This is a genomic window from Mycobacterium senriense (assembly GCF_019668465.1).
GTDB classification, from domain to species: domain Bacteria; phylum Actinomycetota; class Actinomycetes; order Mycobacteriales; family Mycobacteriaceae; genus Mycobacterium; species Mycobacterium senriense.
In genome coordinates this window covers 4,461,933-4,488,062 of sequence record NZ_AP024828.1, presented here as the reverse complement: position 1 = coordinate 4,488,062, position 26,130 = coordinate 4,461,933, and the positions used below count along the sequence as shown (strand labels likewise).

At 66.7% G+C, this 26,130-nt stretch carries 31 protein-coding genes and 2 pseudogenes; 14 read left to right on the top strand and 19 right to left on the bottom strand.

Annotation, left to right across the window (positions count from 1 at the left end):
- Nucleotides 1-34: 34 nt before the first annotated feature.
- Nucleotides 35-499, bottom strand: a complete 465-nt coding sequence (locus MTY59_RS21090) for a hypothetical protein (protein ID WP_221042876.1) — start codon at nucleotides 497-499, stop codon at nucleotides 35-37.
- 164 nt (nucleotides 500-663) lie between these two features.
- On the opposite strand from MTY59_RS21090, the gene MTY59_RS21085 reads away from it, so the two are divergent.
- From MTY59_RS21085 to MTY59_RS21075, 3 genes are all read left to right on the top strand, one after another.
- Entirely contained in the window at nucleotides 664-1,335 is a 672-nt protein-coding gene (locus MTY59_RS21085; protein WP_250160617.1) for a hypothetical protein, read from the top strand.
- Between the two features lie 161 nt (nucleotides 1,336-1,496).
- Nucleotides 1,497-3,446, top strand: a complete 1,950-nt coding sequence (locus MTY59_RS21080; RefSeq protein ID WP_221042875.1) for a flavin-containing monooxygenase — start codon at nucleotides 1,497-1,499, stop codon at nucleotides 3,444-3,446.
- A gap of 10 nt (nucleotides 3,447-3,456) precedes the next feature.
- The gene (locus tag MTY59_RS21075) at nucleotides 3,457-4,482 is read left to right on the top strand and encodes an alcohol dehydrogenase catalytic domain-containing protein (RefSeq protein WP_221042874.1); all 1,026 of its coding nucleotides are present in this window, start codon (nucleotides 3,457-3,459) and stop codon (nucleotides 4,480-4,482) included.
- Here the strand turns inward: MTY59_RS21075 and MTY59_RS27750 are convergent.
- From MTY59_RS27750 to dtd, 3 genes are all read right to left on the bottom strand, one after another.
- Nucleotides 4,479-4,601 (bottom strand): hypothetical protein, encoded by a 123-nt coding sequence (locus MTY59_RS27750; RefSeq protein ID WP_284145230.1) that lies wholly within the window; start codon nucleotides 4,599-4,601, stop codon nucleotides 4,479-4,481. The genes MTY59_RS21075 and MTY59_RS27750 overlap by 4 nt on opposite strands.
- Nucleotides 4,598-5,509 carry a class I SAM-dependent methyltransferase gene (locus MTY59_RS21070; RefSeq protein ID WP_221042873.1) on the bottom strand — a complete coding sequence of 304 codons (912 nt, stop codon included), beginning with the start codon at nucleotides 5,507-5,509 and terminating at the stop codon, nucleotides 4,598-4,600. The genes MTY59_RS27750 and MTY59_RS21070 overlap by 4 nt, the downstream gene beginning before the upstream one ends.
- 66 nt (nucleotides 5,510-5,575) lie before the next feature.
- Entirely contained in the window at nucleotides 5,576-6,007 is a 432-nt protein-coding gene (gene dtd / locus MTY59_RS21065) for a D-aminoacyl-tRNA deacylase (RefSeq protein ID WP_221042872.1), read from the bottom strand.
- 51 nt (nucleotides 6,008-6,058) lie between these two features.
- On the opposite strand from dtd, the gene MTY59_RS21060 reads away from it, so the two are divergent.
- Nucleotides 6,059-6,382, top strand: a complete 324-nt coding sequence (locus tag MTY59_RS21060) for an MTH1187 family thiamine-binding protein (RefSeq protein WP_085289620.1) — start codon at nucleotides 6,059-6,061, stop codon at nucleotides 6,380-6,382.
- On the opposite strand, the gene MTY59_RS21055 is transcribed toward MTY59_RS21060, so the two are convergent.
- Nucleotides 6,361-6,855 carry a macro domain-containing protein gene (locus MTY59_RS21055; RefSeq protein ID WP_221042871.1) on the bottom strand — a complete coding sequence of 165 codons (495 nt, stop codon included), beginning with the start codon at nucleotides 6,853-6,855 and terminating at the stop codon, nucleotides 6,361-6,363. The genes MTY59_RS21060 and MTY59_RS21055 overlap by 22 nt on opposite strands.
- 54 nt (nucleotides 6,856-6,909) lie before the next feature.
- On the opposite strand from MTY59_RS21055, the gene MTY59_RS21050 reads away from it, so the two are divergent.
- Nucleotides 6,910-8,199, top strand: a complete 1,290-nt coding sequence (locus tag MTY59_RS21050) for a competence/damage-inducible protein A (protein ID WP_462937578.1) — start codon at nucleotides 6,910-6,912, stop codon at nucleotides 8,197-8,199.
- Nucleotides 8,200-8,213: 14 nt separating this feature from the next.
- Here MTY59_RS21050 and MTY59_RS21045 read toward each other — a convergent pair whose 3' ends face one another.
- Nucleotides 8,214-9,476: a sialate:H+ symport family MFS transporter gene (locus MTY59_RS21045; protein WP_221042870.1), complete on the bottom strand. Its 1,263-nt coding sequence runs from the start codon at nucleotides 9,474-9,476 to the stop codon at nucleotides 8,214-8,216.
- A gap of 76 nt (nucleotides 9,477-9,552) precedes the next feature.
- Here MTY59_RS21045 and MTY59_RS21040 point away from each other — a divergent pair, with 76 nt between their 5' ends.
- The 3 genes from MTY59_RS21040 (at nucleotide 9,553) to MTY59_RS21030 (ending at nucleotide 11,398) form a co-directional block, all read left to right on the top strand.
- Nucleotides 9,553-10,620, top strand: coding sequence for an amidohydrolase family protein (locus tag MTY59_RS21040; protein WP_221042869.1), 1,068 nt, complete (start codon nucleotides 9,553-9,555; stop codon nucleotides 10,618-10,620).
- A 79-nt stretch (nucleotides 10,621-10,699) separates the two neighbouring features.
- The gene (locus MTY59_RS21035; protein WP_221042868.1) at nucleotides 10,700-10,939 is read left to right on the top strand and encodes a hypothetical protein; all 240 of its coding nucleotides are present in this window, start codon (nucleotides 10,700-10,702) and stop codon (nucleotides 10,937-10,939) included.
- Between the two features lie 63 nt (nucleotides 10,940-11,002).
- Complete coding sequence (locus MTY59_RS21030) at nucleotides 11,003-11,398, top strand: phage holin family protein (RefSeq protein WP_221042867.1); 396 nt, start codon at nucleotides 11,003-11,005, stop codon at nucleotides 11,396-11,398.
- Here the strand turns inward: MTY59_RS21030 and MTY59_RS21025 are convergent.
- From MTY59_RS21025 to MTY59_RS27745, 5 genes and pseudogenes are all read right to left on the bottom strand, one after another.
- A complete protein-coding gene (locus MTY59_RS21025) occupies nucleotides 11,395-12,360 on the bottom strand; it encodes an FAD-dependent oxidoreductase (RefSeq protein WP_221042866.1) in 966 nt (321 codons plus the stop codon). The genes MTY59_RS21030 and MTY59_RS21025 overlap by 4 nt on opposite strands.
- Nucleotides 12,361-12,620: 260 nt before the next feature.
- Nucleotides 12,621-13,094 (bottom strand): annotated as a pseudogene (locus MTY59_RS21020) (Rv1352/Rv1906c domain-containing protein); the annotation flags it as partial.
- Between the two features lie 71 nt (nucleotides 13,095-13,165).
- Complete coding sequence (locus tag MTY59_RS21015; RefSeq protein WP_221042864.1) at nucleotides 13,166-13,660, bottom strand: SRPBCC family protein; 495 nt, start codon at nucleotides 13,658-13,660, stop codon at nucleotides 13,166-13,168.
- Nucleotides 13,660-14,301 carry a nitroreductase family protein gene (locus MTY59_RS21010; RefSeq protein ID WP_221046565.1) on the bottom strand — a complete coding sequence of 214 codons (642 nt, stop codon included), beginning with the start codon at nucleotides 14,299-14,301 and terminating at the stop codon, nucleotides 13,660-13,662. The genes MTY59_RS21015 and MTY59_RS21010 overlap by 1 nt, the downstream gene beginning before the upstream one ends.
- Before the next feature lie 201 nt (nucleotides 14,302-14,502).
- Nucleotides 14,503-14,757, bottom strand: a pseudogene (locus MTY59_RS27745) (carboxymuconolactone decarboxylase family protein); the annotation flags it as partial.
- 161 nt (nucleotides 14,758-14,918) lie between these two features.
- Here MTY59_RS27745 and MTY59_RS21000 point away from each other — a divergent pair.
- Genes MTY59_RS21000 through MTY59_RS20990 form a run of 3 tightly spaced genes read left to right on the top strand, consistent with a single transcriptional unit; the run spans nucleotide 14,919 to nucleotide 17,794 of the window.
- Nucleotides 14,919-15,608, top strand: coding sequence for a hypothetical protein (locus tag MTY59_RS21000; RefSeq protein ID WP_250160890.1), 690 nt, complete (start codon nucleotides 14,919-14,921; stop codon nucleotides 15,606-15,608).
- A gap of 10 nt (nucleotides 15,609-15,618) precedes the next feature.
- Nucleotides 15,619-17,064: a class I adenylate-forming enzyme family protein gene (locus MTY59_RS20995; RefSeq protein WP_221042862.1), complete on the top strand. Its 1,446-nt coding sequence runs from the start codon at nucleotides 15,619-15,621 to the stop codon at nucleotides 17,062-17,064.
- 16 nt (nucleotides 17,065-17,080) lie between these two features.
- Entirely contained in the window at nucleotides 17,081-17,794 is a 714-nt protein-coding gene (locus tag MTY59_RS20990) for a hypothetical protein (RefSeq protein WP_221042861.1), read from the top strand.
- On the opposite strand, the gene MTY59_RS20985 is transcribed toward MTY59_RS20990, so the two are convergent.
- A complete protein-coding gene (locus MTY59_RS20985; protein WP_221046564.1) occupies nucleotides 17,788-18,768 on the bottom strand; it encodes an NAD(P)H-dependent flavin oxidoreductase in 981 nt (326 codons plus the stop codon). The two genes, MTY59_RS20990 and MTY59_RS20985, sit on opposite strands and share 7 nt — an antisense overlap.
- A gap of 5 nt (nucleotides 18,769-18,773) precedes the next feature.
- Nucleotides 18,774-19,166: a tautomerase family protein gene (locus MTY59_RS20980; RefSeq protein ID WP_221042860.1), complete on the bottom strand. Its 393-nt coding sequence runs from the start codon at nucleotides 19,164-19,166 to the stop codon at nucleotides 18,774-18,776.
- Nucleotides 19,167-19,274: 108 nt separating this feature from the next.
- Here MTY59_RS20980 and MTY59_RS20975 point away from each other — a divergent pair, with 108 nt between their 5' ends.
- A complete protein-coding gene (locus MTY59_RS20975; protein ID WP_250160616.1) occupies nucleotides 19,275-20,141 on the top strand; it encodes a LysR family transcriptional regulator in 867 nt (288 codons plus the stop codon).
- Nucleotides 20,142-20,170: 29 nt separating this feature from the next.
- Here the strand turns inward: MTY59_RS20975 and MTY59_RS20970 are convergent, their stop codons facing one another.
- Nucleotides 20,171-20,770 carry a TetR/AcrR family transcriptional regulator gene (locus MTY59_RS20970; protein ID WP_221042859.1) on the bottom strand — a complete coding sequence of 200 codons (600 nt, stop codon included), beginning with the start codon at nucleotides 20,768-20,770 and terminating at the stop codon, nucleotides 20,171-20,173.
- A gap of 113 nt (nucleotides 20,771-20,883) precedes the next feature.
- Here MTY59_RS20970 and MTY59_RS20965 point away from each other — a divergent pair, with 113 nt between their 5' ends.
- Entirely contained in the window at nucleotides 20,884-22,452 is a 1,569-nt protein-coding gene (locus MTY59_RS20965; RefSeq protein ID WP_221042858.1) for a phytoene desaturase family protein, read from the top strand.
- A 4-nt stretch (nucleotides 22,453-22,456) separates the two neighbouring features.
- On the opposite strand, the gene MTY59_RS20960 is transcribed toward MTY59_RS20965, so the two are convergent.
- From MTY59_RS20960 to MTY59_RS20940, 5 genes are all read right to left on the bottom strand, one after another.
- Nucleotides 22,457-23,311 (bottom strand): lipase family protein, encoded by an 855-nt coding sequence (locus MTY59_RS20960; protein WP_221042857.1) that lies wholly within the window; start codon nucleotides 23,309-23,311, stop codon nucleotides 22,457-22,459.
- Between the two features lie 17 nt (nucleotides 23,312-23,328).
- Nucleotides 23,329-23,934, bottom strand: a complete 606-nt coding sequence (locus MTY59_RS20955; RefSeq protein WP_221042856.1) for a YbhB/YbcL family Raf kinase inhibitor-like protein — start codon at nucleotides 23,932-23,934, stop codon at nucleotides 23,329-23,331.
- 66 nt (nucleotides 23,935-24,000) lie between these two features.
- Complete coding sequence (locus MTY59_RS20950; RefSeq protein WP_221042855.1) at nucleotides 24,001-24,447, bottom strand: SRPBCC family protein; 447 nt, start codon at nucleotides 24,445-24,447, stop codon at nucleotides 24,001-24,003.
- Between the two features lie 50 nt (nucleotides 24,448-24,497).
- Nucleotides 24,498-24,914, bottom strand: a complete 417-nt coding sequence (locus tag MTY59_RS20945) for an SRPBCC family protein (protein WP_221042854.1) — start codon at nucleotides 24,912-24,914, stop codon at nucleotides 24,498-24,500.
- Nucleotides 24,911-25,237, bottom strand: coding sequence for an ArsR/SmtB family transcription factor (locus MTY59_RS20940; protein ID WP_221042853.1), 327 nt, complete (start codon nucleotides 25,235-25,237; stop codon nucleotides 24,911-24,913). Before MTY59_RS20940 ends, MTY59_RS20945 begins: the two co-directional genes overlap by 4 nt.
- 93 nt (nucleotides 25,238-25,330) lie before the next feature.
- Here MTY59_RS20940 and MTY59_RS20935 point away from each other — a divergent pair, with 93 nt between their 5' ends.
- A complete protein-coding gene (locus MTY59_RS20935; protein ID WP_221042852.1) occupies nucleotides 25,331-26,044 on the top strand; it encodes an MBL fold metallo-hydrolase in 714 nt (237 codons plus the stop codon).
- The last annotated feature ends 86 nt before the right edge of the window (nucleotides 26,045-26,130 follow it).

Below are 26,130 nucleotides of genomic sequence, written 5' to 3'. Positions count from 1 at the left end.
GACCTGTGCCTTGTTACTACGCCCCGTCGTGCAGTCAGATCGCAATGCTGGTCGCCACCCAGAGGATGAGAAACGCGAGCATGCAGGCGGCGGATAGCAGATGGTCTCGGCAGATCGATCGCGCCAGGCGCGTCTGCTCGGACGGGCTGTCCGTGCGGCGCCCGAGTTGTACCGCATCGGGAACGGTGTGCGTCAACGCCAGCATGGTCGGGATGCCGGCAATCGGGGCCGAGGTCACCAGCAGCCAGCCTGGGTCGTGTCCGCGCGCGGCCTGCAGCACGAGCGTTCCCAGCAACGTGAGCATGGCGAGCGCTATCAGGCGGTTCATCGGCCGCGACGTGGTGGTCACGCGGTGGTAGTACGCCGCGATGGACGCGAGCACGGGCTCGGGCAGTTCGTCCGAGCTCGTCCGGTGGCGGAGGACTTGGACGTCGAAGATCAAGTCCATCCATAAGACGGCGAACAGGAACCCGCCGCAGGCCATGAGCAGCGAGGCCATGGCTCTCACCCACCTCTGATCCATCCCGGGCACCGCGCCGCAGCACAGTCGCCACTTGGACCCATTGTTCTCGGCAGCGCAAGAGGCACGGGGGCGTCGGCAAGCCTGGGGTCGCTCGTCGCGATTTGCATGCGGGCCGACACTCATGAGCCTAGGGTCTACGAATGAACTGGATGACGCTGGTGGTCAACGCCGTCGTACCGCTTGCATCCGTGATTTCGAGCGCAACCGTCGCGATCTGGACGAAGCGCATCGACGCCAAGAACAAGGCGGAAGACCGCCGCCACGAACGTGTGCTCGACTTCGAGAAGCGGGCGGCCGATGACAAAAAGGCCGTACTGAAGTCGCTTATCTCCGCGACCATATACGTCAAACGCGCGGCCCAATACGAAGGCGTCGGCACCGCCGAGGAGATCGCCAGCCAGCGGCGCGCCGAGGCCATCCGAGAGCTCTATGACTTCCGCATGCGGCTCGGCCTGGACGACGGGATAGCCGAGCTGTTGGTCTACGCCGCACCGCCGGTGCGCGACGTGGTGAATCTGCTACTCGACGAGTGGGATCGTCAGTTCCGCGAGCATGGCTACTCACTAACCCAGTTGGATTCGTGCAAGCGGGAACTGGCGCAGACCACGGCCTGCTCCGCCCCGCGTGAAGACGTGACCGTGTATTACGAGGGCGAACTCAAGTGGTCGGAGCTGAGGAAGGTGGAGACGGTCTGGCTGGAGAGGCTGGGCAGCGAATCGGATCTCGATCTCGACGCGCTCGTGGAGCTATGCGACCGCACTCTAGAGGCCGCGCATAAGGATTTGCGCGGCGGATACGGGCTCGAGTGTTGAACAAAGCGCACCGAAACGCCTCGCACATGGGACCGCGGCGCCGACGGGCTGTCGCGCCGGATCCCTTGATCCGGCGCCGCGCGACCGGGTACGGTAAGGCTGCCAATTACGAAACTACGCGTAGCGTAATTGGCTTCCAAACCATCGAGAGGATCGGCTTGATGCGCAGCCGCTACGCGGGCGATCCCTTCACCACATCCACGTCCGAAATCGCCGCCGCGCTAGAGGATGTCAGCGTCCCCACGCTGTTGCTCTCGCTCGTCCACATCACCGGCGACCCCAGGTTCATCCGCGACTTCAAGCAGATGGGCATCTTCCTCAACGAGGTCCAGGGGTTCATGTCGGAGGAGGACAAGGCGCGTGCCCGCGCCGAAGCCCTGACGGTGATCACCGAGTACCGGGATCGCGGATGCCCCGAACCGCAGCCGCTGAGCCCGGAACTCATCAGGGAGATGATGGATTGGGCGGCGTGCGAGCACGTTCCGGACGACTACCTGCCGCTGGTTGCCGAGGAGCTCGATCTCGACGGCGTCGACCCCCGGCGTCCCGTCGCGTTGCCGGCCGGGCGCGCCGCCGAGCTTCCGGTCCTGGTCGTCGGGTGTGGCGAATCCGGCATCCTGGCCGCTGTGCGCCTCAAGCAGGCCAACATCCCGTTCACCATCGTGGAGAAGAACGCCGGCCCCGGCGGAACATGGTGGGAGAACAGCTATCCCGGCGCCCGTGTGGATGTGGCGAATCATTTTTATTGCTACAGCTTCGAGCCCAACAACGACTGGACACATTTCTTCGCCGAGCAATACGAGCTGCAGGACTATTTCACCAAGGTCATCGACAAACATGACCTGGGTGAGCACGTGCGGTGGCGGACCGAGGTCGTCGAGGCGGAGTGGAATGACGACGACGGCACGTGGAGCGTGTCGCTGCGCTCGGCCGACGGCGAGACGACCACCGTGCGGGCACGTGCGCTCATCACCGCGGTGGGCCAGCTGAACCGTCCCAACATTCCGGCCTTCGATGGATCGGACACGTTCCAGGGACCGTCCTTTCACTCGGCGGCCTGGGATCACTCGGTGGACCTGAAGGGTAAGCGGGTCGCGCTCGTCGGCGCGGGCGCCAGCGGCTTCCAGATCGCCCCCGCCATCGCCGGGGACGTCGAGCACCTCACCGTGTTCCAGCGGACCGCGCAGTGGATGTTCCCCAACCCGATGTATCACGACGAGGTCGGCGACGGGGTGCGCTGGGCGATGCGCCACCTTCCGTTCTACGGCCGGTGGTATCGCTTCCTGGTGCTCTGGCCCGGATCGGACAAAGGCCTCGACGCCGCCGAAGGCGACCCGGGCTACGCCGACCAGGATCACGCCGTCAGCGAGATCAACGCCGCCGCGCACATGATGTTCTCGCAATGGATCACCAGCCAGGTCGGCGAGGATTCAACGTTGCTGGCCAAGGTGATGCCCGACTATCCGGCTTGCGGCAAACGGACCCTGCAGGACAACGGCAGCTGGCTGCGAACGCTGCAGCGCGACAACGTCGAATTGGTGCGCACCGGCATCGCGAAGATCACGCCGCACGGCATCGTCACCGATGACGGCGTGACACACGACATCGATGTCATCGTGTACGCCACCGGGTTTCGGCACACCGAGGTGCTGTGGCCGCTGAAGGTCATCGGTCGAAACGGCACCGACCTGCATGAGATGTGGGGGAGCCGCCCCTATGCCTACCTCGGGATCACCGTCCCGCAATTTCCGAACTTCTTCATCGTCTACGGCCCCGGAACTCACCTGGCGCACGGCGGCAGCCTGATTTTCCAGTCCGAACTGCAGATGCGCTACGTCGATCAGTGCCTGGCGCGACTGGCCGAGCCCGACGTGCACTCCATCGAACCCAAGCCCGGGGCCGCCACCGATTGGCACCGGCGGACGCAGACCCAGATCAAGAAGATGGTGTGGTCGCATCCGGCGGTGAAGCATTCGTACTTCAAGAACGCCGACGGAGAGATCCACACGGTGAGCCCGTGGCGGCTCAACGAATACTGGTCGGCGGTGCGCGAACCCGACTGGTCGGATTTTTCAGTGCGAACGAAAGATTCAGCACGACAAGGAAAGTGAGCACCGCACCATGCGCACCGTAGTCGTCGACGGGCCCCGCAGCATCCGGGTGGACACCCGACCCGACCCAACCCTGCCCGGCTCCGACGGGGCGATCGTCGAGGTGACCGCCGCCGGCATCTGCGGATCCGACCTGCACTTCTACGAGGCCGACTTCCCGATGCCCGAACCGATTGCGCTCGGCCACGAGGCCATCGGCATCGTGGTGGACGCCGGGCCGGACGTGCGCAACGTCAAGGTCGGCGATCAGGTCCTGGTGTCGTCGGTCACCGGCTGCGGCGCGTGCGCGGGATGCGCCACCCACGATCCGGTGATGTGCCACTCCGGCTTTCAGATCTTCGGTGGCGGTGTGCTAGGCGGTGCACAGGCCGACCTGCTCGCGGTGCCCGCCGCAGATTTCCAACTGCTGAAGATGCCCGAGGGCATCAGCACCGAGCAGGCGCTGCTGCTGACCGACAACCTGGCCACCGGTTGGGCCGCGGCGCAGCGGGCCGATCTCCCGTTCGGCAGCACGGTGGCGGTCATCGGCCTGGGCGCGGTTGGTCTGTGTTCGCTGCGCAGTGCGCTTTTCCAGGGTGCGGCAACGGTTTTCGCGGTGGACCAGGTCGATGGCCGACTGGAGCGCGCCGCCCGGTGGGGTGCGACGCCGCTCAAAGCGCCGGCGCTCGAGGCGATCATGGCCGCCACCGGCGGCCGCGGTGCCGACGCGGTGATCGACGCCGTTGCCACGGACGCCTCGCTGACCGACGCGATCAACGCCGTACGGCCCGGCGGTACGGTCTCGGTCGTCGGTGTGCACGACATGAATCCGTTTCCGCTCAACGCGCTGGGCTGCCTGATCCGCAGCACGACGATTCGTTTCACCACCGCGCCGGTGCAACGCACCTGGCCGGAGCTGATCCCGCTGCTGCAGTCGGGCCGGCTCGATGTCGACGGCATCTTCACCACCACAATGCCGTTGGACGAAGCGGCCACCGGCTACGCGACTGCCGAGTCGCGATCGGGCGACGACGTCAAGATCCTGCTGAGGCCTTAATCCCTCTCGCGGCGAACATGATTCGCCAGCTGACGCAGCATCCGCATCGGCCGGCGGCGGCCCGACATCAGGCACATCACCGGCCAGCCGTGCACCGCCGCGTCGGTCCGCGTCCTCACCTGGTCGCCGTGATGTATTGCGACCGCATGAAACTGTCGATCTTCACGTCGACGTCCGGCGGGGTCATGCCGTACCCGGCTTGCAGATCGAGCGTGTTGCGGACGGGCTCGACGTTCCAGCCGTGGGCCGTGAGCCACTCCGCGGGATCCGACTGGGGTTCGTAGGTCAACGCCGAAAAGTCGACGTTGCCCGACACATTGACGCCCGGGTGGTTGGTCTCCAAAGCGTTGAGCTGGTCGTGGTCCAGGCGCGATCCCAGCGCACCGATGGCGATCCGGCTGCCCGGCGCGCTCAGCCCGCTGATCCGGGTGAACAGCGCGTGTTGCGCCTCGTCGGTCAGGTAGGGCAGCAGCCCCTCCACCGACCAGGCGCTCGGACTCTCCACGTCAAACCCGGCTGCTTCCAGCGGCCGCGACCAGTCGGTGCGCAGATCGGCGGCGACCTCGATCCGGCTGGCCTTCGGGGTGGCGCCCTGATCGCCGAGAACCCGGCCCTTGAATTCGAGTACCTTCGGCAGGTCGACTTCGAAGACCCTTGTGCCTTCCGGCCATTCGAGCCGATACGCCCGCGAATCCAACCCCGCGGCGACGATCACCGCCTGCCGGATGCCCGCCGCGCCGGCCGCCTCGAAGAAGTCGTCGAAGAACCGGGTCTGCACGCCGTACAGGCGCGGAAAGGCCAGCTCATCGTCGGAGCTACCCGGGTTGGCAAGCACGCCCGCCAAATACGGGTCCTGCGACGCGGCGATGAAAACTTTCGCGTATTCGTCGCGCACCAAGGGCCGCGGGCTTACGGCATGCAGCGCACGCCATCCCGCCACCAGCAGCGCGGTGTACCCGACGCTGCTGACGATGTCCCAGTTGTCATCGTCGGAACGGAGCGACCCGAATTCGGGTGTCGTGCTCATGCTTGCCCCTCCCATCGGCGTCGGCCGCGAAGTGCCGACGTTCCCACGGTACCTGCCGAGGCGGCCTCAGAGCTCCAAAATCACCGTGACGGGACCGTCATTCACGAGTTCGACCTGCATGTTCGCACCGAACACGCCGGTCTGCACCTCGGCACCGAGTTGCCGCAACGCCTCGGCGAACTCCCCGACCAGCGGCTCGGCGACCGCTCCGGGAGCGGCAGCATTCCATGACGGGCGGCGGCCCTTGGCGGTGTCGGCGTACAGCGTGAACTGGCTGACGACCAAGATTGGTGCCTGGACGTCGGCCGCGGAACGCTCGTCGTCGAGAATCCTTAGCTGCCATAGCTTCTCGGCGAGCCGTCGGGCCTTGTCGCGGTCGTCGCTATGGGTGACGCCGACGAATGCCAGCAGGCCCTGGCCATCCGGACTGATCGCCCCGACCACCGCGCCCTCCACCGAGACGGTTGCCGCCGAGACTCGTTGCACCAACACCCGCATGGGCCTCGATGGTGCCAGATCGGTGTTTCACGGGTTGGGTACGCTCGTGGGGTGTCCGTGCTCGTCGCGTTTTCCGTCACCCCGATGGGAGTGGGCGAGGGTGTCGGCGAGATCGTCGCCGAAGCGGTTCGCGTGGTTCGCGAATCCGGGCTGCCCAACAAAACGGATTCGATGTTCACCGTCATCGAAGGCGAAAGCTGGGCAGAAGTCATGGCCGTGGTGCAGCGCGCGGTGGAGGCCGTGGCCGCCCGCGCGCCCAGGGTCAGCACGGTGATCAAGGCGGATTGGCGTGCCGGAACCAGCGACGCGATGACCCAGAAGGTCGCCACCGTCGAGCGCTACCTCTCCGAGGGTCAGCCGCGTACCGCGGACTGAAACGCCCGTTCGGCCTCCTCGCCGTGTACGGCGAACACCACCTTTCGCAGCGAACCCGGTTGGTGCTGCCGCACAGCTTCGACCATCAGCCGCGCCGCCTCGTCCAGTGGGAAGCCGCCCACACCGGTACCGAAGGCCACCAGCCCGAGCGAGCGGCAACCGAGCTCGTCGGCCTTGCGCAGCGTCGACGCCGTGGCGGCGGCGATGATCTCGGCCGACGTCGGGCCGCCAAGCTCCATCGTCGCCGCATGGATGACATAGCGCGCCGGCATGTCGCCGCCCGTGGTCTCGATCGCTTCACCGAGACCGATCGGCGCCTTCTGGCTCGATTCCCGCTGCACGGCGGGTCCGCCCGCGCGCGAGATGGCCGCGGCGACACCGCCACCATGTCGCAGCTCTGTATTGGCCGCGTTCGTGATCGCGTCGACTTCGAGCTTGGTTACGTCGGCCTGAAGCACCTCTAACTCGATCATGGGCTCATTGTCCTCGCAATGAACGCCCCCGCACCCATGCGTAGGCTCAGGGCGGTGAGCGCACGCGCAGGAATCGTTGTCACCGGAACCGAGGTCCTCACCGGACGCGTCCAAGACGCGAACGGCCCCTGGATCGCCGATCGCCTCCTGGAACTGGGCGTCGAACTGGCGCACACCACCATCTGCGGCGACCGGCCGGCCGACATCGAGGCGCAGCTTCGATTCCTCGCCGACCAGGGCGTGGACCTGATCGTCACCAGCGGCGGCCTGGGACCCACGGCCGACGATATGACCGTCGAGGTGGTGGCCCGCTTCTGCGAACGCGAGCTGGTGCTGGACGCGGACGTCGAAGAGAAGATCGCCAACATCCTCAAGAAGCTGATGGCGCGTAACCCCGCGTTCCAATCCGCCTTGGATCCCGGCACTTTCGAGTCGCTGCGCGCCGCCAACCGCAAGCAGGCCATGGTGCCCACGGGGGCGCAGGTGCTCGACCCGGTCGGCACCGCACCCGGCGTCGTCGTGCCCGGCAGGCCGACGGTGATCGTGCTGCCCGGGCCGCCGCGCGAGCTGCAGCCCATGTGGCACACCGCCATCGAGACACCCGCGGCGCAGGACGCGATCGCCGGCCGAACCGTCTACCGGCAGGAGATGCTGCGCATGTTCGGGCTGCCCGAGTCGGGGCTGGCCGAAACACTGCGCGACGCCGAACAGGCCGTCCCCGGCTTCGGGCGACTCGAGATCACCACCTGCCTGCGGCGCGGGGAGATCGAAATGGTCACCCGCTATGAGCCGGACGCCGCCGACGCGTACACACAGCTGGTCAAGCTGCTGCGGGAGAGGCACGGACATCAGCTCTACTCCGAGGACGGCTCCCGCGTCGACGATCTGGTCGCGCAACTCCTCGCCGGCCACCTGATCGCGACGGCGGAGTCCTGCACCGCGGGACTGCTGGCGGCCCGCCTGACCGATCGGCCCGGATCGTCGGATTATGTGGCCGGCGGTGTGGTGTCCTACTCGAACGAAGCGAAGGCGGAGCTGCTGTGCGTCGACCCGGCGCTGATCGAAGCGCATGGTGCGGTGTCTGAGCCGGTGGCCGAGGCGATGGCGGCGGGCGCGCTGCAGCGCTTCGGGGCCGACACCGCGGTCGCGATTACGGGCATCGCCGGCCCAGGCGGCGGTACGCCGGAAAAGCCCGTCGGGACAGTCTGTTTCACCGTGATGCTCGCCGACGGATACACCGACACCCGGACTCTGCGCCTGCCCGGCAACAGGTCCGACGTCCGCGAGCGCTCGACGACGGTAGCCATGCATCTGCTGCGTCGCGCGCTGAGCGACGCCGAGTAAGGCGGCGAGTAACCTTACCTGGCTTCGGTTGGCAGGAAAGCGCTTTCGGCCGTGCCGAAGCGAATCCCCGTGGCGTCCTTGCCGATCAGCGTCAGGAACGCCACCGCGATCAACACCGGGACGATCGTCGCCGCCAGCGCGAAGGGATAGCCGTGCGACTCGGCCAGGCGCTCCTGGATGGGCAGGTTGAACGCCGCCAGCAGGTTGCCCAGCTGATACGTCACGCCAGGGTAGAGGCCGCGGATCGCGTCGGGCGACATCTCCGTCAGGTGCGCCGGGATCACGCCCCACGCGCCCTGCACACACACCTGCATCAGGAAGGAGCCGAGGCACAGCATCGCCGCGGTGTGCGAGAAGGCGAACAACGGCACGATCGGCAGGCCCAGCAACGCACAGAAGATAATGGTGTGGCGTCGGCCGAACCGCTGCGACAGGGTGCCGAAGACCAGGCCGCCGATGATGGCGCCCAGGTTGTAGACGATCACGATCCACTTGACGGTGACGCTGGACAGGCCTGCGCCGTGGTTCGCGGTCGCCGTCAGGAAGCTGGGGTAGACGTCCTGGGTGCCGTGGCTCATCCAGTTGAAGGCGGTCATCAGCAGGATCAGGTAGACGAACCGGCGGATGATGGCGGCGTCGCGCAGCACGTCGCGAATCCTGGTGCTGGTCAACTTCATCTGGTCCTGGGCGGCCTCCCACACCTCGGATTCCTCGACCCGGTAGCGGATGATCAGGCTGACCAGGGCCGGGATGATGCTCAGCGCGAACAGCCAGCGCCACGACAAGCCAAGCCAGTTCATCACCACCAGCGACGCGACGCTGGCCAGCAGATAGCCGAACGCGTAGCCCTCTTGGAGCAGGCCGGAGAAGAAGCCGCGCCGCTCGACGGGCACCTTCTCCATCGCTAGGGCGGCGCCCAGCCCCCACTCACCGCCCATGCCGATGCCGTACAGCAGGCGCAGGATCACCAGCACGGTGAAGTTGGGCGCGAACGCGCACAGGAAGCCCACCACGGAGTAGAACATCACGTCGACCATCAGCGGCAGCCGCCGGCCGACGCGGTCGGCCCACAACCCGAACAGCAGAGCGCCGACCGGGCGCATGACCAGGGTGGCCGTCGTGACGAAGGCGACCTCGGCCTTGCTGATGTGGAACGTCTTCGCGATGTCGGCATAGACGAGCACCACGATGAAGTAGTCGAAGGCGTCCATCGTCCAGCCCAGCAGCGCGGCGATGAAGGAGTTCCGCTGATCGGCGGTCAACCGTTGTGTGGTCACGTCAGCATCGTGCAGGACGCGGCGCGATAGCGCGACCTGTTCCACCATGCGGGCTCCGGGAGTAAGTTCCGGATACATGCGGATCATCGATGCCGACGGGCATGTGGCCGAGAATTCTTCGCTGGCAATTGAAGCGATCAAACGCTGGCCGCAGCACGTCAAGCTCAGCACGGACGGGCGGCCGGGGCTGACGCTCGAAGGCCGCAATTACCCGGAGGACACGGGCCCGGGCGCGGGTTGCCCGCCCGAGCATGGGATCAGCAAGGCGCCCGACATCAATTGCCGCTCACCCGAGGGCGTGCTGGGCGACGCGGATCGCGATCACATCGACACGATGGTGCTGTATCCGAGCATGGGGCTGTGCGCGCCCAGTCTCGAGGATCCGGAATTCGCCGCGGGATTCTCCCGTCTGTACAACGAGTGGATCGCGGACTACTGCGCCTCCTCGGGCGGGCGGTTGCGCGGCGTCGCCGTGACACCGATCGAGCACGGCCGGGTGGCCATCGACGTCATGACGGAGGCCAAAGAGCTTGGGCTGATTGCGACTTTGGTGCCACCGGCGCTCAAGAGCCGCAACCTCGACCATCCCGACCTGGACCCGTTCTACGCCGCCGCCGTCGAACTCGGCATGCCGCTGGGCGTGCACGGCGCCCCTGGTATCCATCTGCCCAAGATCGGCGTGGACCGCTTCACGAACTACATCCAGGTGCACTGCATCAGTTTTCCGTTCGACCAGATGACGGCGATGACCGCGATGGTCTCCGGCGGCGTCTTCGAGCGCCACCCGCAGTTGCGGGTCGCCTTCCTGGAGGCGGGCGCGGGCTGGGTGCCCTTCTTCATGGATCGGCTGCACGAGCACTACGAGAAGCGCGGCGACTGGGTGGAGCGCGGCTGGCGTCGCGACCCGCACGACTATCTGGCCGCGGGCAACATCTGGGTGACGTGTGAGCCGGAGGAACCGATCCTGCCCGGCGTGATCGACGTGCTGGGCGACGATTTCATCATGTTCGCCAGCGACTACCCGCACTGGGACGGCGAGTGGCCGGAGAGCACCAAGCACCTGCGCACGCGAGGCGACATCAGCGAGGGCTCCCGGGAAAAGATCGGTGGCTTGAACGCGCAGCGCTTCTACAACCTGAACTGAGCGGCCACGCATCCTCGTGGCAGTCGGCCGGATAGCCTGAGGAAGAAAGCCGGGAATTCTTGGAAGGCGACGATCTCAGATGACTGATAAATGGTTCTCCGATAGCAGCGCGCCGGGACAGTTGACCCTCACGGATCTGTGCGACCAGATCGAGCAAAAAATGCACCTCAACGCGGACAACCAGAAAGCCCCGCAAGAGTTCCCCGATTGGCAGTCGTGTGTGGCGGAAAGGGACGCCACCATCAATAAGTTGAGCGCGGCCGTTGTGAACCTGTGCCAGATGGTGAAGTACCTGGCGTCGCAGCGCGGCGACGCTTAGCGAGGAATATCAGCAGTCAACTCAACAGGCCGCTCGTGCACGCCTGGTGAGAGGATCGTGGGCATGGGCCCTTTCCTGCTTCGCGCCGCACTGACCGGTTTCGCGCTATGGCTGGTCACGAAATTCGTCCATGGGATCACGTTCGTGGGTGGCGACACGAAGCTGGAGCGGGTCGGCATCATCTTCGTCGTCGCCGTGATCTTCGGTCTGGTCAACGCCTTCATCAAGCCGATCGTCCAGATCTTGTCGATACCGCTATACATCCTGACGCTCGGCCTGTTCCATGTCGTCGTCAATGCGCTGATGCTCTGGATCACCGCGCGGATCACCGCGCACACCACGCACTGGGGGCTGCAGATCGATCACTTCTGGTGGACCGCGATCTGGGCCGCGATCGTGCTGTCGATCGTTAGTTGGTTGCTGTCCTTGGTGATTCGGCACACCGGCGCGGGGCGCTAATTAGTGTTTGCCAGGTTCACCACGTCGCGCGCGCAGCCCCAGGACAAGGTGACACCGTTGCCGCCGTGCCCGTAATTGTGGACGCAGCGCACCCGGGCCAGCGGCTGTGCCTCCACTCGCACCGACGGACGGTCGGGACGCAACCCGGTGATCACCTCGATCACCTCGGCGTCGTTGAGTCGCGGCTCGATGACACGGCAGCGCTGCAGGATGCGTTCGGTCAACGCGGGGTCGGCTGCGGTGTCCCAGCGACCGGCGATGCTGATGCCGCCGCAGACCACCCGCTCCGGGTGGGGAAAGTAGCAGGTCCATTCGGGACCGTCGTTGATTTGCACAAACGCTTGCCGCAGACCGGGATTGGTGAGCACCACGTGCTGGCCGAACAACGGTCGCACGGTGTCGTCACCGGTCAGCGCGCCCGCAGCGAGCCCGGCGCAGTTGACGACGATTCCGGCGGCGTCGGCGGCCTCGTCGAGAGATTGCACGGGACGATCCTCGATTTCGCAGCCGGCCGACGCCAGCCGCCTCGTCAGATAGTCGAGGTAATGCGGCATGTCGATCATCGGCACGGTCGCGCGAAATCCGGCGCCGAAGCCCTCGGGGACATCGGCCGGGTCGGCCGGGCGCAGGCCGGGGATCAGCGCCGCCGCCGACGATGACATCGCCTGGCTCGCGCTCAGTTCACCGACGGCCAGCGTCGGCGCCAGCTGCACCCCGGAGTCGGGATCCTGGGCAAGATCGGTGAAGACCCGCAGCGAGTGCTCGACCCAGCCCAGCGTCTCGGCCGCACGCTCGGCGGGCCGTGGGGGAAGCCAGATCGCGCCGGCCACCGCCGACGTCGTCTGCTTCAGCGTCGCGGTCGCCCATACCCGGACCGGCCGGCCCGCCTCGGCCAGACAGATGGCCGACGTCAATCCGCTGACGCCCGCACCGACGACGACAATCTGCTGCGAATGTGCCACGGCGCCACGGTAGCGAAAAGAGGCCCGTGGCGCGTTGCGCCGGGGTCAGCGTCGAGTGCTCTCGAGGCGGCTCAGGAATGCGCGGCCTGCGAGGTCGCCGGTGCCTGCGGGGCCGCCGAGGTCGCCGGCGCGGCCGGCGCCTGCGGAGCCGGTGAGGCGGCCGGCGCTTGCGGCGCCGGTGAAGCCGCCGGCGCTTGCGGCGCCGGTGAAGCCGCCGGCGCTTGCGGGGCCGGTGAGGCCGGCCGCGCCTGCTGCTGACCGCCCAGCAGGCTGTTGAGGATGCCGAGCGTGCCCTGCACACCCGCCGGCGGCGCGGTCGAAGGCGGAACGGCGTCCGGCGTCAGCTGCCAGGGCTGGCAGCCCGAGGTCTTGAACGCCTTATCGCCGGGGTCGATCTGCACTACCTGCGGCTTCTTGGACATCGCGTTGTCGATCAGGGCGCCGTCGGGGTTGCTGGTCCGCTTCCAGTAGCAGGTGCCGTTGTCGACGGGGCCCCCGGAGCTGTAGATGCCCGGCACGATATCCGTTCCCACCGCGTAGATGCCGTCCTTGTCGATGGACGTCTTCGGCCCGGCGGGCGCCGGTGAGGCGCCCGGCGCCGGTGACGCCGCTGCCCCCGGTGCCGGCCCCGGTGTCTCGTCCGGATCGGCGTTGGCGACTACGGTGGACGCGGCCCAGCCCGCGACCATCAGGCTCGCAGCAACCAACCTTGCCGCAGTAGGTACTCCACCCATAGACACCGAGGGTACCGGGGTCAAGAACCTAATTCATATCGTTGTGAAATCGGCCCTGCCGCAAATACCGCCTAGGAGAGCCGCCGCACTCGGCCCGCGTAACCGAGCGCGTGCTCGTAGGTCTCGAGGTTGTCGCGGGAAATCTTCGCGTGCACCGGGCGTTCGAGGAAGAAGCGCAGTACCGGGTTGTAGGCGTGATAGGTCTCGTGAAACGTCAGCACCGTGGTGCCGTCGGGCTGCTCTTCGAGCCGGTGATAGCCCTCGGCGCGCGACCACAGCGGGGCGCCGACGGCCACGTAGCGCGACAGCTTGTTGAGTTCTGCCTCGGTCACCGTTTCCCACGATCGCGCCCTGCCGCCGGTCAGCAGGTATTTGGGCACTTCGAAGATGCAGGTGCGGACCAGGCCCTCACCGGCTTCGTTGCCCTCGTTGAGGATTTCCATGCTGCCGGTGGGCCAGGTGAGCACCCGCGGGCGTGGGGCGTTCGGTGGCGCCGGGGGATGCAGCACCCGCCAGACCTTCCGCGGTGGAGCGTCGATGTGGAATCGCACGGTGTAGGACTGCATCAGCCTTCTCCATCAGCCGGTATCCATTTGTTCCAGAGCGTGATGGTCTCGGCGGGGGGCCGCTTGGCCGGCCGGAAGTCGGTGCCGATCGTGTATGCGACGGGGAACAGCGCGGCCTGCGTGACGGTGGGCGGAATGCCGAGCAACTCGGCGACCTCCTGCTCCTTGAACAGATGCATCGTCGTCCACACCGATCCCAGCCCTCGCGACCGCAGCGCCAGCAGAAAGCTCCAGCCCGCCGGGATGATCGAGGCCCAGGCCGCGGCGGCGATGCCCAATTCGGCGCCGTCGATGCGCTGTTCGATACACGGGATGACGTGCACCGGCACGTCGGCCAGCGTCTCGGTCAGGCTCATCGCGCTCTGGTACACCCGCCGCGTCTGAGGATCCGTCGCGTTGTCGGCCGCGTACGCCAGGTATTGCGCGCCGATGCTGCGGTAGATCTCGGCGATCGCGGCTCGCTTGTCCGCATCGGTGATCACCAGCCAGCGCCAGTCCTGCGTGTTGCTGGCCGTCGGCGCCTGCATCGCCAGCTGAATGCACTCCAGGATCACCTCGCGACTCACCGGGCGGGTCAGGTCGAGGCGTTTGCGAACCGACCGCGTGGTGCTCAGCAGTTCGTCGACGGTGGCGATGTCCATTAGTTCCTTCCGAGTCGTCAGAAGGTCGATGGCGCAGGACTGGTCGACGCCCAGCACGCTCAGCGAGCGCCCCAGGCCGAGAAAGACGGCAACGCACAGCGTGAGATCCAGGATCTCCTCGTCGGAGAACAACTCCCGAAGTCGTTGGAAGAAGGCGTCATCCAGAGACGCGTGGTCGGTGGCGAAGCGCTCGGCGTACTCGATGCAAAGGCGTTGGCGCGGCGTGTATCCCGGGTAGCTGGCGTACGCGGCGACGTTGTCGTACAGCTCGGGTGACACACCGGCGTCCAGCACCGACTGGGCACGAAAATCCGCGCAAGCCATGCAGTCGTTGATCTGTGCGATGCGCATCCGGGCCAGCTCCCGCTCGTCGGCCGGAAGGATGCTCTGCTGATAGGCGCCGCGGATCATGTGTTCGACCATGTCGCCGAGTTGCGGCCGCAGACTCCAGATCATGGCGGCTTCGCCGCCGGGGCCATCCGGCACGTTGAGACGGGCCATCAGCGAACTCCTGCCCGGTGAAGAGACGTACTGAGCTGAGCAAACCAGATCGTGGTCGTCGAGGCCAGGCATAGACCGGACAATCGGTTTGGAGTTACCGTCTCGGCGTGCTGTTCATGCACGAGGTGCATAAAGTGCGGGGCCGCCACGAAGACGACTTCGAGGCCGCGTTCCGGGACGGCTGGATGCCCAAGCTCGCCGCCGGCGACGATGCGCGGCTGCTGTGGTACGCCGACCACGCCCAAGGCAGTGGCCCGTCCTACACCGTCGTCACCGTCACCGCCGTCCGGGACGGGTCGGCATGGGAGCGCCTTGCACTCCGGGTCCAAGGAGGCGATCTACAGACCTGGATGCGCGGACTGGACGAACTGCGGTACGACGTCGAGGCCAAACTGCTGGTAGCGCTTCCGTGGTCGCCGATGCAGAACGTGATGTTCCACGAACTCCCGGTCGACGGGCGGAAACACGAACTGAGCCTCTACATGGAAGACACCATGTGGCCCTACCAAGACAAGCTCGAGGAATACATCGACCTCTGCAGCGATGTGTATGCCCCAGGCCTCGAACGGCCCTCCGCAATGCTAACGATCCAGGCGGCTTTCCAGCCCGCTCTGGGTAGCCACCTTCGGCGCGAGGTCATCCTGATGCAGCGCATCCAGCGACCCGAGCAACTCCTCGGACTCCTCCGAACCCGGATTCCCTCTGAGTACCGCGCGCCGGGAACCTGGATGCATGACGCTCTGGACCTGCGCGACCAGTGGAGCAGCCGGCTGTTGCGCACCTCCGCGTGGTCACCCTTGTACTGAACAGGCACCTATGAACATCGGGACGATCCTTGACACCGCCGAAACCAGCGATCCCGCCCGGACCGCGCTGATCGTCGATGGGCAGCCCATCAGTTACAGCGAAGTGGCGCATACGGTCCGCCAGTGCGCTGCCGGCCTGACCGCCGCTGGGGTGCGGGGCGGCCAGCGTGTCGCCGTCCTCGACGGCGGAAGCCTGTTGTCGATCGCGACCTTGCTCGGAGCAGCGCGCATAGGTGCCGCGGCCGCGCTGATGAACCCCGCGCTGACCCCGCCGGAGATACGCAGGCTTCTCGACAACGCCGGTTGCGCCGGCGTGGCTGTGGCGGGCGCGACTTACGCCGACCGGCTCCGCGAAGCCGGCGTACCCACGGTGTTGACCGTCGCGGACCTCGCCGCGATCACCGTCGGGCCCGGCGACGAAGCCGTCGACGCTGTCGACGACCGGGACGCCTTGATCCTTTTCACCAGCGGGACAACCGGACTCCCCAAGGCCGTCGGCATCACCAGCGCGCAGCTCACCAGACGAATCAAAGGCATGGCGGCGCCATTTCGCGCGCAGGCCAAGCCGTCGGTGGGGATGATGTGCGTCCCGTTCTTCCATGTCGGGGGCGCGCTGGGCATCCTCGGCAGCTTGTACTCCGGCAATACCTCGGTGGTTCAGCAGCGATTTGACGCCGGCGAGTGGCTACGGCTGGTGTCACAGCACCGCGTGACGACCACGTTCATGGTGCCGACGATGCTGCAGCGCATCATCGACCATCCCGACTTCGCGGGAACGGATTTGACGTCGCTGGTGGCCATCGCCTACGGGGCCGCCGCCGCGCCCGTCAGTTTGGTGCGCAGGGCGATGACCGCGCTTCCGCATGTGGCCTTCGCCAACGTATTCGGTCAGACCGAGACCCTCGGCGCGTATACGACACTGATGCCTGACGATCACCGAGATCCCGCTCGCGCGGGCTCCGTCGGGCGACCGCTCCCCGGAGTCGAGGTGCGCGTCGTGGATCCCGACACGGGAAGCGACGTCGCAATCGGAACAGTCGGCGAGTTGTGGGTGAACACTACCCAGAACGTCATCGCGGGCTGGTTGCGCACCGGCGATCTCGCTCGCCAGGACTCCGACGGATACATCTTCCCCAGTGGCCGGCTGAGCGACACCATCAACCGCGGGGGAGAGAAGTTCGGCCCGACCGAAGTCGAGGAGGCGCTGCGTTCCCATGCGGCGGTGCGCGATGTCGCGGTTATCGGCGTCGCTGACGAGGAGCTCGGCCAACAGGTGGGGGCCGCGGTTGTGGTATGCGCCCCAGTCACTCTCGAGGAGCTGCGCGCGCACTGTCGTGACTTGATCGCTTACTTCAAGCTGCCCGAGCGGCTGGCGATCGTGGACAACATCCCCTACAACTCAACCGGGAAAATCAACCGCCGCGAGCTCGCCGCGCTGATTGCGACGAACGCCTGAAACCCTGGGAGTTCCAATGCTGTTCCTTCACGAGACCCACAAAGTGGTCGGTGCGCGCCAAGACGACTTCGAGGCCGCCTACAGGGATGGCTGGATGCCGACCTTGGCCAAGGAGGGCGACGCGCGATTGCTCTGGTACACCAACCACGCCCACGGGTCCGGGCTGTCGTACAACGTGGTCACGATCACCGGAATCGCCGACGGCGCGGCCTGGGAGAAGCTTGTCCGCCGCGCGCAGAGCGGTGACCTCCGGCCCTGGATGCGCGAGCTGGACGACCTGCGCCACGAAGTGAGCGGCAAAATCCTGCTGCCGGTCTCCTGGTCACCGCTTCAGACCGTGGACTTGGCGACCGTGCCCACCGATGGCTCCACTCACCCCCTGGCACTGTTCATGGAAGACACCGGGTGGCCCTACGCGCCGCTCGACGACTACATCCGCTCCTGGGACGAGATCTACTACCGGCCGCTGTCTCGGGCACCGGAACGGATGCGAATCCTTGATATTCAGGCCTGCTTTCAGGTCGCGCACGGGAGTTATCGTCGGCGAGAAGCGATGCTCTGGCAACGGATTGACGACTCCAACAACTACGCGGCGCTCGTCCACCTGCTCACCAAGGAGATCCCGCCCGAGCACCGGGCGCCGGGCAGCTACATGTTCGACGCTTTGAAGTTCCGCGATCAATGGGAAAGCCGGCTGTTGCGCACCTCGGACTGGTCGCCCCTTTACTGAGCTGCGGATCCTCCGGACCGATTCAGGATGCGCTTGGCGTCGCCGACCATGTCGGCGACGATGTCGGCGGCCGGACGGACTTCGCGTATGCGGCCCACCCCCTCGCCGATCAGTATGGCGGCGGTGTCGAAATCCTCTGCACCGACGGCTTTTTCGTAGGTGCTGATCGCTTCGGGCAGTTGTGCCGACAGCCCGGCCTCGTTGCCGTGCCAGGTGTCCAGGAAGGCGTTGCTCAGCGCCCGCGCGTTGTATCCGGCGGGCCATTCGAGGCGGCGCACAAGGTCATAGACGCGGGTGCGCACCGTCTCGTCGCCGCCGGCTGCCACAGCGCGTTGCTGCGCGCGCGGTGAGACCAGCGCCTCCGGCGTCGCCCAGAACCGGGTTCCCACGACCACGCCATCGGCACCCAGTGCCAGCGCGGCGGCCAACCCGCGACCATCGCTCACGCCGCCCGCGGCCACCACCAATGTGTCGGGCGAGCGGTCCGCCACGAAATCGACGACCTCGGGCACCAGGGTGAAGGTCGACCGCACGCTCATGCCATGGCCGCCGGCCTCGCCGCCCTGAGCCACGATGACTTCCGCCCCGGCGTCCAAGGCCTGGCCTGCCTGATCGAGGGTCTGCACCTGCGCGAGCAGCGGGACGCCGGCAGCGTGAACGCGGTCGGCGAAAGGTCGCAGCTCGCCGAACGACAACATCACGGCCGCCGGCCGCTGCTCCAGCGCCAGGTCGAGCACCCCCGGGTTTCGGGCCAGGCTCCAGGTGATGAAGCCATATCCGACCCGGGCACCGTCGGCGCGGTCGATCTCGGTTTGCAGCCAATCGGCGTCGGCGTAGCCGCCGCCGATCAGGCCCAGACCGCCCGCCTTCGTCACCGCCGCCGCGAGCCGGCCCCCTGAGGCCAGCGCCATCGGCGCGAGCACGACCGGCTGCTCGATGCCGAACAGCTCGGTGAGCCGCGTCGTCAAACCAATCGCGCTCACTTGAGCTCACCGGTGAGGAACTGCGCCCTACCGTGGCCGAAAGACCAGTCCTCGTCGTCATTTTCGGTGACCGAGACGATCAGGTCGGCAGGGTCGAGCCCGCAGCGGTCCGCGAGACGGGACGCAAGCAACTCATAGAACTTCTGCTTGAGCTCGCGCGGACGTCGCCGGCTCACCACGTGCAAGACCACCTGACGAGACGAACGATCGATGCCGAGACCGGTATCCAGCGTGACGATCTCGTGTGCCGGGTGGGTGTGCACCACCTGGTAGCGATCCCGCTCCGGGACACCGAACGCTTCAACCACCGTCTCGTGGATCGCGTCCAGCAGCGCGCGAACCTCCGACGGCGAACGGCCCTCGACGAGGTCGACATACAACAGCGGCATTTTTCCTCCTACGAAGAACGCGCGGATTGCGCATCCGTTGCAACCGACGGTAGGTCCGCGGAAATCCCGCGTGAAATGCCTTGTGTAGGGCATCTATGCTCATCAGGCATGGACGTGGTGCAGGCCGGCCGAGTCGAGTTACGCCACCTGCGGGCATTCGAAGCGGTGGCACGCCTCGCATCGTTCACACAGGCCGCCCAGGAACTCAGCATCACCCAGCCCGCGCTGAGCAGAACCATCCAGCAGCTCGAGGACGCGCTCGAAGCGACGCTGTTGGACCGGAGTTCGCGACACGTGGCGACCACCCAGGCCGGGCGCATCTTCCTCGACCACGTCGAACGCGTCCTCGCCGAATTGGGCCGCGGTGTGGACGCCGTCCGGCAACAGGCGAGCATTCGCCTCGGGTTCAGCTGGCTGCTGCCCGACCCGTGGGCGCAGGACACCGTCGCGCGATTCGAGCGGGCCGCGCAGACCAGGGTCAGCCTGATCCGCACCGACGACGCGCTCGGGGCCGTCCAGCAGGGGAGGGTCGACGTTGCGCTGGTGCGCGGGCAAGTCACCTCGACCTCCGTTCGGATCGTGCACCTTTTCGACGAGCCACGCGTGGCGGTGTGTTCCGTTCATTCGCCCCTTGCGTTGCGGGCGAAGTTGGACTGGGCCGAGGTGCCACGGTGGCCGCTGGTGGTGAACACCGCCAGCGGCACGACCGGACCCTGGTCGTGGCCCGCGGGTGCGGGGCCCGAAACCGTGGTCGAGACAACGAACTTCGATGAATGGATCGAATCCGTCGCCGCCGACCGGGGCATCGGGGTGATTCCCGACGTCGCCGTCAGACGCAACATCCACCCGGGCGTGCGGTTCGTCGCGCTGCGGGGCGCCCCCGACATTCCCGTCTCACTGGCGTTTTTGAAGCGGGCCAACGCACCCGTGCTGCGCCGCTTCATCGAGGCGGCCGTGGACGCCGCGACCGACTGATGACGGATCGTCGCCGGGGGCTCGAACCGTCAGGCGAGCGACGCCAGACCGGAACGCACCAGATCCAAACTCGCGCTCACGTCTGCGCCGAGGTCGCCGGAACAACCTCTACGTCCCCAATTCTCCACTGCCGCAACGAGAGCCGCGGCAATCGTGGAACCCGCGACCTCGGCGGCCAGGTCGATGTTCGGCAGATCCGGATTGCGTCCCCTGACGAAGTCGGTGAGCACGCGGGCAAACGACGACTGCACGACCCGCAGGTGACCGGCGATCCGCTCGGCGCTGATCAGCTCGGCCCGGGCGGTCGCGGCCTGGCGCACCACTTCGAGGTCGTGCGGGAATGCGGCGACGCTGGCCAGCACCGCGTCGAACAGTGATTCCGAGGCCGGCCGCTGGGCGAGCGCTTCGGCCAGCCACTCCAACTGGGTTTCGTAGTCCTGGAAGAGCACTGCTTCCTTGGTCGGGAAGTGCCGGAAGAAGGTGCGTTCGGTGACACCGGCCTCGCGGGCCAGCTCGGTCACGGTGACGTTCGCAAACCCCTTGTGGGCAAAGCTCTTCAACGCCGCTTGGCGAAGTGCCTCATGCGTCGATCGTCGTCGTTGTTCATGACGGTTGCCCGGGGCGGTCATCTCAGCGGTGATCGTATCCCAGGCGAACGGGTCACGACTGACATCTTTCAATTATGTCAGTACTGACATATTCTGGGCAATGCGATCACCCGACGGAGGCGAGGGCCGACATCATGACCAACACCGAGTACGACGCAATCGTGGTGGGCGCCGGGCACAACGGGCTGACCGCCGCGGCGATCCTGCAACGCGCGGGCCTGCGCACTGCCTGCCTGGAGGCCAACACTTACGCGGGCGGCATGGCCGCGACCGTCGAGTTGATCGACGGTTTCCGGTACGAGATCGCCGGTTCGGTGCAGTTCCCGATGGCCAGCCAGCTCACCAAGGACCTCGGGTTGGACACGCTGCCGGCGGTGGAGCCGGACGTGATGTCCATCAATATCGGCGAACACGGGGAAGAGCCGATGATCTTCTACCGCGACCCGATGCGGCTGATGACGCATCTGAGCGAGAGGCACGGCCTCGAGGCGGTCACCGGCATGGCCGAATTGATCGGCTGGAGTCAGGGGCCGGCGAAGGCGCTGGGCCGGTTCGACGTCCGCCGGCCGCCCAAGACGCTCGATGAGATGTACGCCTGCGCGACCGACGACGCCGAACGCCGGGCGATTCACGAGATGCTGTTCGGCTCGGCCATGGACGTGATCGACCGCTACCTGCCCGACAAAGACAAGCACGCGGTCATGCGCGGAATGCTGGCATTCCTGGCCGTCAACTCGACCTACCGCGGCCCGTACACACCAGGCAGCGCGACCTGTTTGGCCTTTGCTTTGGCGGTGCCCGACGACAGCACCGCGATGATGACGAAGCTGAAGGGCGGCATCGGCGCACTCACCGAACACCTGCGCGAGCTCTTCGTCGCCCACGGCGGCGAGATCCGGTTTCGCACCAAGGCCGAGGAGATCCTCGTCGACCACGGCAAGGTGACCGGTGTGCGACTGCGCGACGGATCGACGATCTCGGCGCCCATCGTGGTGTCCAACCTGTCGCCGGATATCACGCTCACCGAAATGATTGCGCCCGAACACGTTCCGGTACAGCTGGTCTCACGCGTCTCCGGCCGCGACCACCGGGCCTCGTTCGTGCAGATCCACTTCGCCCTGGATGGGCTGCCCGAATTCGCCCCGCCGTATGAGTTCCTCAACGCCGACGGAATGCAACAGTCGGTCGGAATCTTCGGATCGCCCGAATCCCAGCAGCTGCACTGGGAAAACTGCCGGCGGGGGATCGTTCCGGACAACCCGTCGATGGGAATGCAGATCCCGTCGGTGCACGACCCCGGCATGGCGCCGCCCGGCAAGCACGCGGCGAGCGCGTTCGCCTACGCGTTCCCGATCGAGGTCAGCCGCGACCAGCATGGGCATCTCAAAAACGAGATGGCGCAACGGGTTATCGACAAGATCACCCGCCTGGCACCCAACTTCAAGGACATCGTCATACGCCACATCACGTTCGCGCCTTACCACATGAACACCATGTTCGGCGCGCCATCGGGCGACTTCTGCCACGGGCTGCTGCACCCCGACCTGATGGGTCCCAACCGGCCCGGCCCGAAGGGCTTCCTCGATATGCCCATCGGAATCGAGGGCCTGTACCTGGCCGGCGCCGGATGCCACGGCGGACCGGGCATCACCTTCACCCCGGGTTACAACGCCGCCTATCAGGTGCTCGACGACGCGTCCTGAGTTGTCAGGGTTTGCATGCGGCTTCCAGGGGAAGTGCGGGGCCACCGGATTGCAGTGACAACAGATACAGGTAGGTCGCGAGCGAATGTTCGCATGACACCGTGTATTTGACCAGGACCTCGGGCGGAAACGGCACTAACCGGACCGGGTTGAGCTCGACCGGATTGAGCACGTGCTCGTAGTCGAGCGGCGGGGGCAGCGCGGGGACGATGTCCAGCCGGTTTGCCACGCGCCAGGAGTTTTTGACTACCTGGTCGAAGGTGGCCGCAAACAGCGAATCGCCGGTCCGTGGGCTGCCGTAGGTGTAAACGGCGGGGTTGGTAAGCGTTGTGTTCGCGGCTACGTCAAGGGCGAGCAGTGTCGCGAGTGCCCCTCCCAGGCTGTGCCCGCAGATTGTCACCGAGCCGACGGGTTGAGCGAACGTAAGTTTCCCGAGCGCGTCGACCACAGTCGGCGAACCCGGCGCGGTTCCGGTCCGCAGGGACTCGTACATGTCGGTGAAGCCGTCTTCTGTGTGGCCTGCGCCGGCCAGGAACGGGCATGGCACCTGGAGAAAGTCGGCGTCGTGAATCCATTCCAGCCATCCCTCGGTGCCGCGGATTGCGATCGCGACGTCGCCCGTCTTGTCCTCCTGGCAGATCAGCCCAATGGACACTTCGTCGAGGGCGCGGGCCGGGTTCATGTCGGTCGCCAGATCGTTGGCGTAGATCGTGGTGACCACGGTGTAGTCGACGCCGCCTGCGCTCAAGGCCTGACCGGCCTTGTTCGTCAGGTCGCCGGGCGGCGTCCCGTAGGTCGCATTGACGAGCTGGGCGAATTGTATTGCCTGCGTTAGGTCTAACGTCGGTTGTGTTGGCATGGCGGGCCCGCTCGCGTTCAGCCGCCGAACATTCCGGTGAGCTGCGCCTGTGCGGTCGCAGCACCGGCGATCGTCTGCGCCGCCTGAACACCGGCCAGGCCGCCGGGCAGTTGATAGTCGTTGGGCAGCTGGTAGAGGGTGAACCGGTAATGATGCATGCCGGATCCGGCCGGGGGACAGGGCCCCTTGTACGCGGGCTGGCCCGCCGTGTTCGGCAGGGTGGTCGCCCCGGCCGGGGTCTGACCGTCGGCGGTGCTGCCCGAGCCCGGGGCGATCCCCACGACGACCCAGTGGATGTACAGGCCGTTGACGGCGTCGGGGTCGGCGACGACGAGGGCCGCACCCAGCGGCGCCGACCAGGCCAGCGGCGGCGCGATGTCGGCGCCTTTGCAGGTGTACTGCACCGGAATCGGCGCACCGTCGGCGAAAGCCGGGCTGCTGATCGTCAGCGGCCCGTCCGCGGGCGCGTTGGGCGCCGTGCGGCCGAGCGTGGTGATCTTCGGCGTCGACGGTGTGGTCTGGTGGCTATGACCTTGGCCGCCGCAGCCGGCCAGCCCCGGCGTGATCGCCAGCGCACCGATGATCGCCGCGATTTGGTGAAGCGTGCCCGGCGTCGATTCCATGCATAACAGTCTGACTCGCGCGCCCGCGGTGGGGAAGGACCCGATTTTCACCCGGGCGCGGTCATGTTACTTGCCGCGCTTCTCGACTTCGAGCACCCGCTTGCGCAGCCCCTCGGTAGCCGTGTCCATCAGGCTCTTGGCGCCCTTCTTGACCAGGAACCCGGGCACGGGCGCCACCAGGTCCACCGTCAGCTCGAAGTGAACCCGGGTGGAGTCGCCCTCGGGCGTCAGCGTGTACCGACCCTCCTGAGCGCGTTGCTGTTTGGCGCTGATCAGGGTCCAGCCCACGCCGTCGTCGTGAACGGTGTACGCCAGCTCCTGTTCGTCGCTGACCCCGACGAGTTTGACGACCTGGCGAGATCTGGTCGGGTGATTCTGGTCGTCGCGCTCGAGCACTTCGACCATCTTGTGGGCCGACGACCACTCGGTCAGCGACTCGATGTCGAACAGCACGTCCAGGATTTCGTCGGGCGTCGCCTCGATGACGACTTCGCGGGAATCGGTGATAGCCATGCCGGGGAAATAGCCAGTGCGGTGCGGCTCGAAACCAGCCGCACGGCGCGTCAGGGACCTGGTTGGGCGCCGATCCGAGCGAGCCGGGGCAGGACGACGTCGCGCCACCCCGGCCCCATCCGCTCGAACGCCTGCGCCATGCGATTGTCGTCGAGGTCAAAGCCGCTGTGTTCCAAGAACACTCGGGTACCGTTGCCTTCGGCTTCCAATCGCCAGGTCAGTGTCCAGGCGGCGGTGAACGTGTAGACGAACCGATGCGGCGGGTCGACCTCGAGCACCGTGCACGGCTGCTTGCCGTAGCCCGGCATGTCGAGAGTGAACCGATGCCCGACCACCGCGGCCACCTGCCCCTCGGCCCACCACAGCTTCATCAGCGCGGGTTCGGTCAGCAATCGCCACACCTTGGCCGGTGGCGCCGCCACGAATTGATCCACCCGGATTGTCGCGAAGCGTGACGTTTCGGTCATTTCAGCTCCTCTGCCACCTCGGCGAGCTTGGTCAGTCGAGCGCGCCAGAACTTTTCGAAGGGATGCAGCCACTCACCGAGCTGCGCCAACGGCTCCGCGGTCAGGCGGTAGATGCGATGGCGCCCGTGCGGCTGGTCGGCCACCAGCCCTGCTTCACGCAGCACCTTGAGGTGCTCGGCGACCGCGGGCCGGCTCAGCTCGAACCGTTGGCTGAGTTCGCCCGCCGAGAGCGGTTGGTCGAAAAGGATCTCCAGCAGTTCGCGCCGCACCGGGTTGGCCAAGGCGAGAAATACACGGTCGACGCTGGCCACATCCGCCAACATATGTCGGATATACCCGACATGTCAACTATTTCCGACACAATGACGCTGGAGAAATGGCGGTGACGGGCGCGGGCGCCGCTACCTTCGGAGGGTGTGCATCTCGCCTGGGAACGACTGAGCGGCGGTGTGCATCGCTGCCGGCTCCCGTTGTGCGACGTTACCATCGGGCTGGTTTGCGGTAGTGACGGGGCGTTGCTCGTCGACACCGGAACCACGCTCACCGAGGCGGCCGCGATCGACGCCGACGTCCGGCTGCTCGCCGGGCGCCCGGTGAACCATATTGTCTTGACGCACAAGCACTTCGACCATGTGCTGGGTTCGTCGTTGTTCACCGGGGCGCGGGTGCACTGTGCCCCCGAGGTGGCTCAACACCTTTCCTCGGCAACCGACCAGCTCCGCGAGGACGCCCTGCGGCATGGCGCCGACCCCGCCGAGGTAGAGGCGGCGATCGCCGCCCTGCGGCCCGCCCACAGCGGCGGTTACGACGCCGTCGTCGACCTGGGGGACCGGACGGCGGCGATCGCCCACCTCGGCCGTGGCCATACCGCGTCGGATTTGGTGGTGGTCGCGCCTGGGGCCGACGATGGCGAGCGGGTCGTGGTGTTCACCGGTGACTTGGTGGAGGAGTCCGGCGACCCCGCGATCGATGACGACTCCGATGTCGCGGCCTGGCCCGCGACCCTGGACCGGCTGCTGGCGATCGGTGGCCCCGAAGCGATCTACGTCCCGGGCCATGGCGGCGTCGTCGACGCGGGGTTCGTCCGGCGCCAGCGGGACTGGCTGACCCGCCGCGCAGCCGCCCCCTGATCGACACGGCACCGAAAAGTATTGTCTCCCAAGGCATTGACGTCCCACTAGGGCGCGCCATCCCGGTCGGCGAGCGTCACGGGCAG

Coding starts and splice junctions, on each gene's coding strand:
- MTY59_RS21090 (WP_221042876.1), bottom strand. CDS start 499: ATGGCCTCGCTGCTCATGGCCTGCGGCGGGTTCCTGTTCGCCGTCTTA.
- MTY59_RS21085 (WP_250160617.1), top strand. CDS start 664: ATGAACTGGATGACGCTGGTGGTCAACGCCGTCGTACCGCTTGCATCC.
- MTY59_RS21080 (WP_221042875.1), top strand. CDS start 1,497: ATGCGCAGCCGCTACGCGGGCGATCCCTTCACCACATCCACGTCCGAA.
- MTY59_RS21075 (WP_221042874.1), top strand. CDS start 3,457: ATGCGCACCGTAGTCGTCGACGGGCCCCGCAGCATCCGGGTGGACACC.
- MTY59_RS21070 (WP_221042873.1), bottom strand. CDS start 5,509: ATGAGCACGACACCCGAATTCGGGTCGCTCCGTTCCGACGATGACAAC.
- dtd (WP_221042872.1), bottom strand. CDS start 6,007: ATGCGGGTGTTGGTGCAACGAGTCTCGGCGGCAACCGTCTCGGTGGAG.
- MTY59_RS21055 (WP_221042871.1), bottom strand. CDS start 6,855: ATGATCGAGTTAGAGGTGCTTCAGGCCGACGTAACCAAGCTCGAAGTC.
- MTY59_RS21040 (WP_221042869.1), top strand. CDS start 9,553: ATGCGGATCATCGATGCCGACGGGCATGTGGCCGAGAATTCTTCGCTG.
- MTY59_RS21035 (WP_221042868.1), top strand. CDS start 10,700: ATGACTGATAAATGGTTCTCCGATAGCAGCGCGCCGGGACAGTTGACC.
- MTY59_RS21030 (WP_221042867.1), top strand. CDS start 11,003: ATGGGCCCTTTCCTGCTTCGCGCCGCACTGACCGGTTTCGCGCTATGG.
- MTY59_RS21015 (WP_221042864.1), bottom strand. CDS start 13,660: ATGCAGTCCTACACCGTGCGATTCCACATCGACGCTCCACCGCGGAAG.
- MTY59_RS21010 (WP_221046565.1), bottom strand. CDS start 14,301: ATGGACATCGCCACCGTCGACGAACTGCTGAGCACCACGCGGTCGGTT.
- MTY59_RS21000 (WP_250160890.1), top strand. CDS start 14,919: ATGCACGAGGTGCATAAAGTGCGGGGCCGCCACGAAGACGACTTCGAG.
- MTY59_RS20995 (WP_221042862.1), top strand. CDS start 15,619: ATGAACATCGGGACGATCCTTGACACCGCCGAAACCAGCGATCCCGCC.
- MTY59_RS20990 (WP_221042861.1), top strand. CDS start 17,081: ATGCTGTTCCTTCACGAGACCCACAAAGTGGTCGGTGCGCGCCAAGAC.
- MTY59_RS20980 (WP_221042860.1), bottom strand. CDS start 19,166: ATGCCGCTGTTGTATGTCGACCTCGTCGAGGGCCGTTCGCCGTCGGAG.
- MTY59_RS20975 (WP_250160616.1), top strand. CDS start 19,275: ATGGACGTGGTGCAGGCCGGCCGAGTCGAGTTACGCCACCTGCGGGCA.
- MTY59_RS20970 (WP_221042859.1), bottom strand. CDS start 20,770: ATGACCGCCCCGGGCAACCGTCATGAACAACGACGACGATCGACGCAT.
- MTY59_RS20965 (WP_221042858.1), top strand. CDS start 20,884: ATGACCAACACCGAGTACGACGCAATCGTGGTGGGCGCCGGGCACAAC.
- MTY59_RS20960 (WP_221042857.1), bottom strand. CDS start 23,311: ATGCCAACACAACCGACGTTAGACCTAACGCAGGCAATACAATTCGCC.
- MTY59_RS20955 (WP_221042856.1), bottom strand. CDS start 23,934: ATGGAATCGACGCCGGGCACGCTTCACCAAATCGCGGCGATCATCGGT.
- MTY59_RS20950 (WP_221042855.1), bottom strand. CDS start 24,447: ATGGCTATCACCGATTCCCGCGAAGTCGTCATCGAGGCGACGCCCGAC.
- MTY59_RS20945 (WP_221042854.1), bottom strand. CDS start 24,914: ATGACCGAAACGTCACGCTTCGCGACAATCCGGGTGGATCAATTCGTG.
- MTY59_RS20940 (WP_221042853.1), bottom strand. CDS start 25,237: ATGTTGGCGGATGTGGCCAGCGTCGACCGTGTATTTCTCGCCTTGGCC.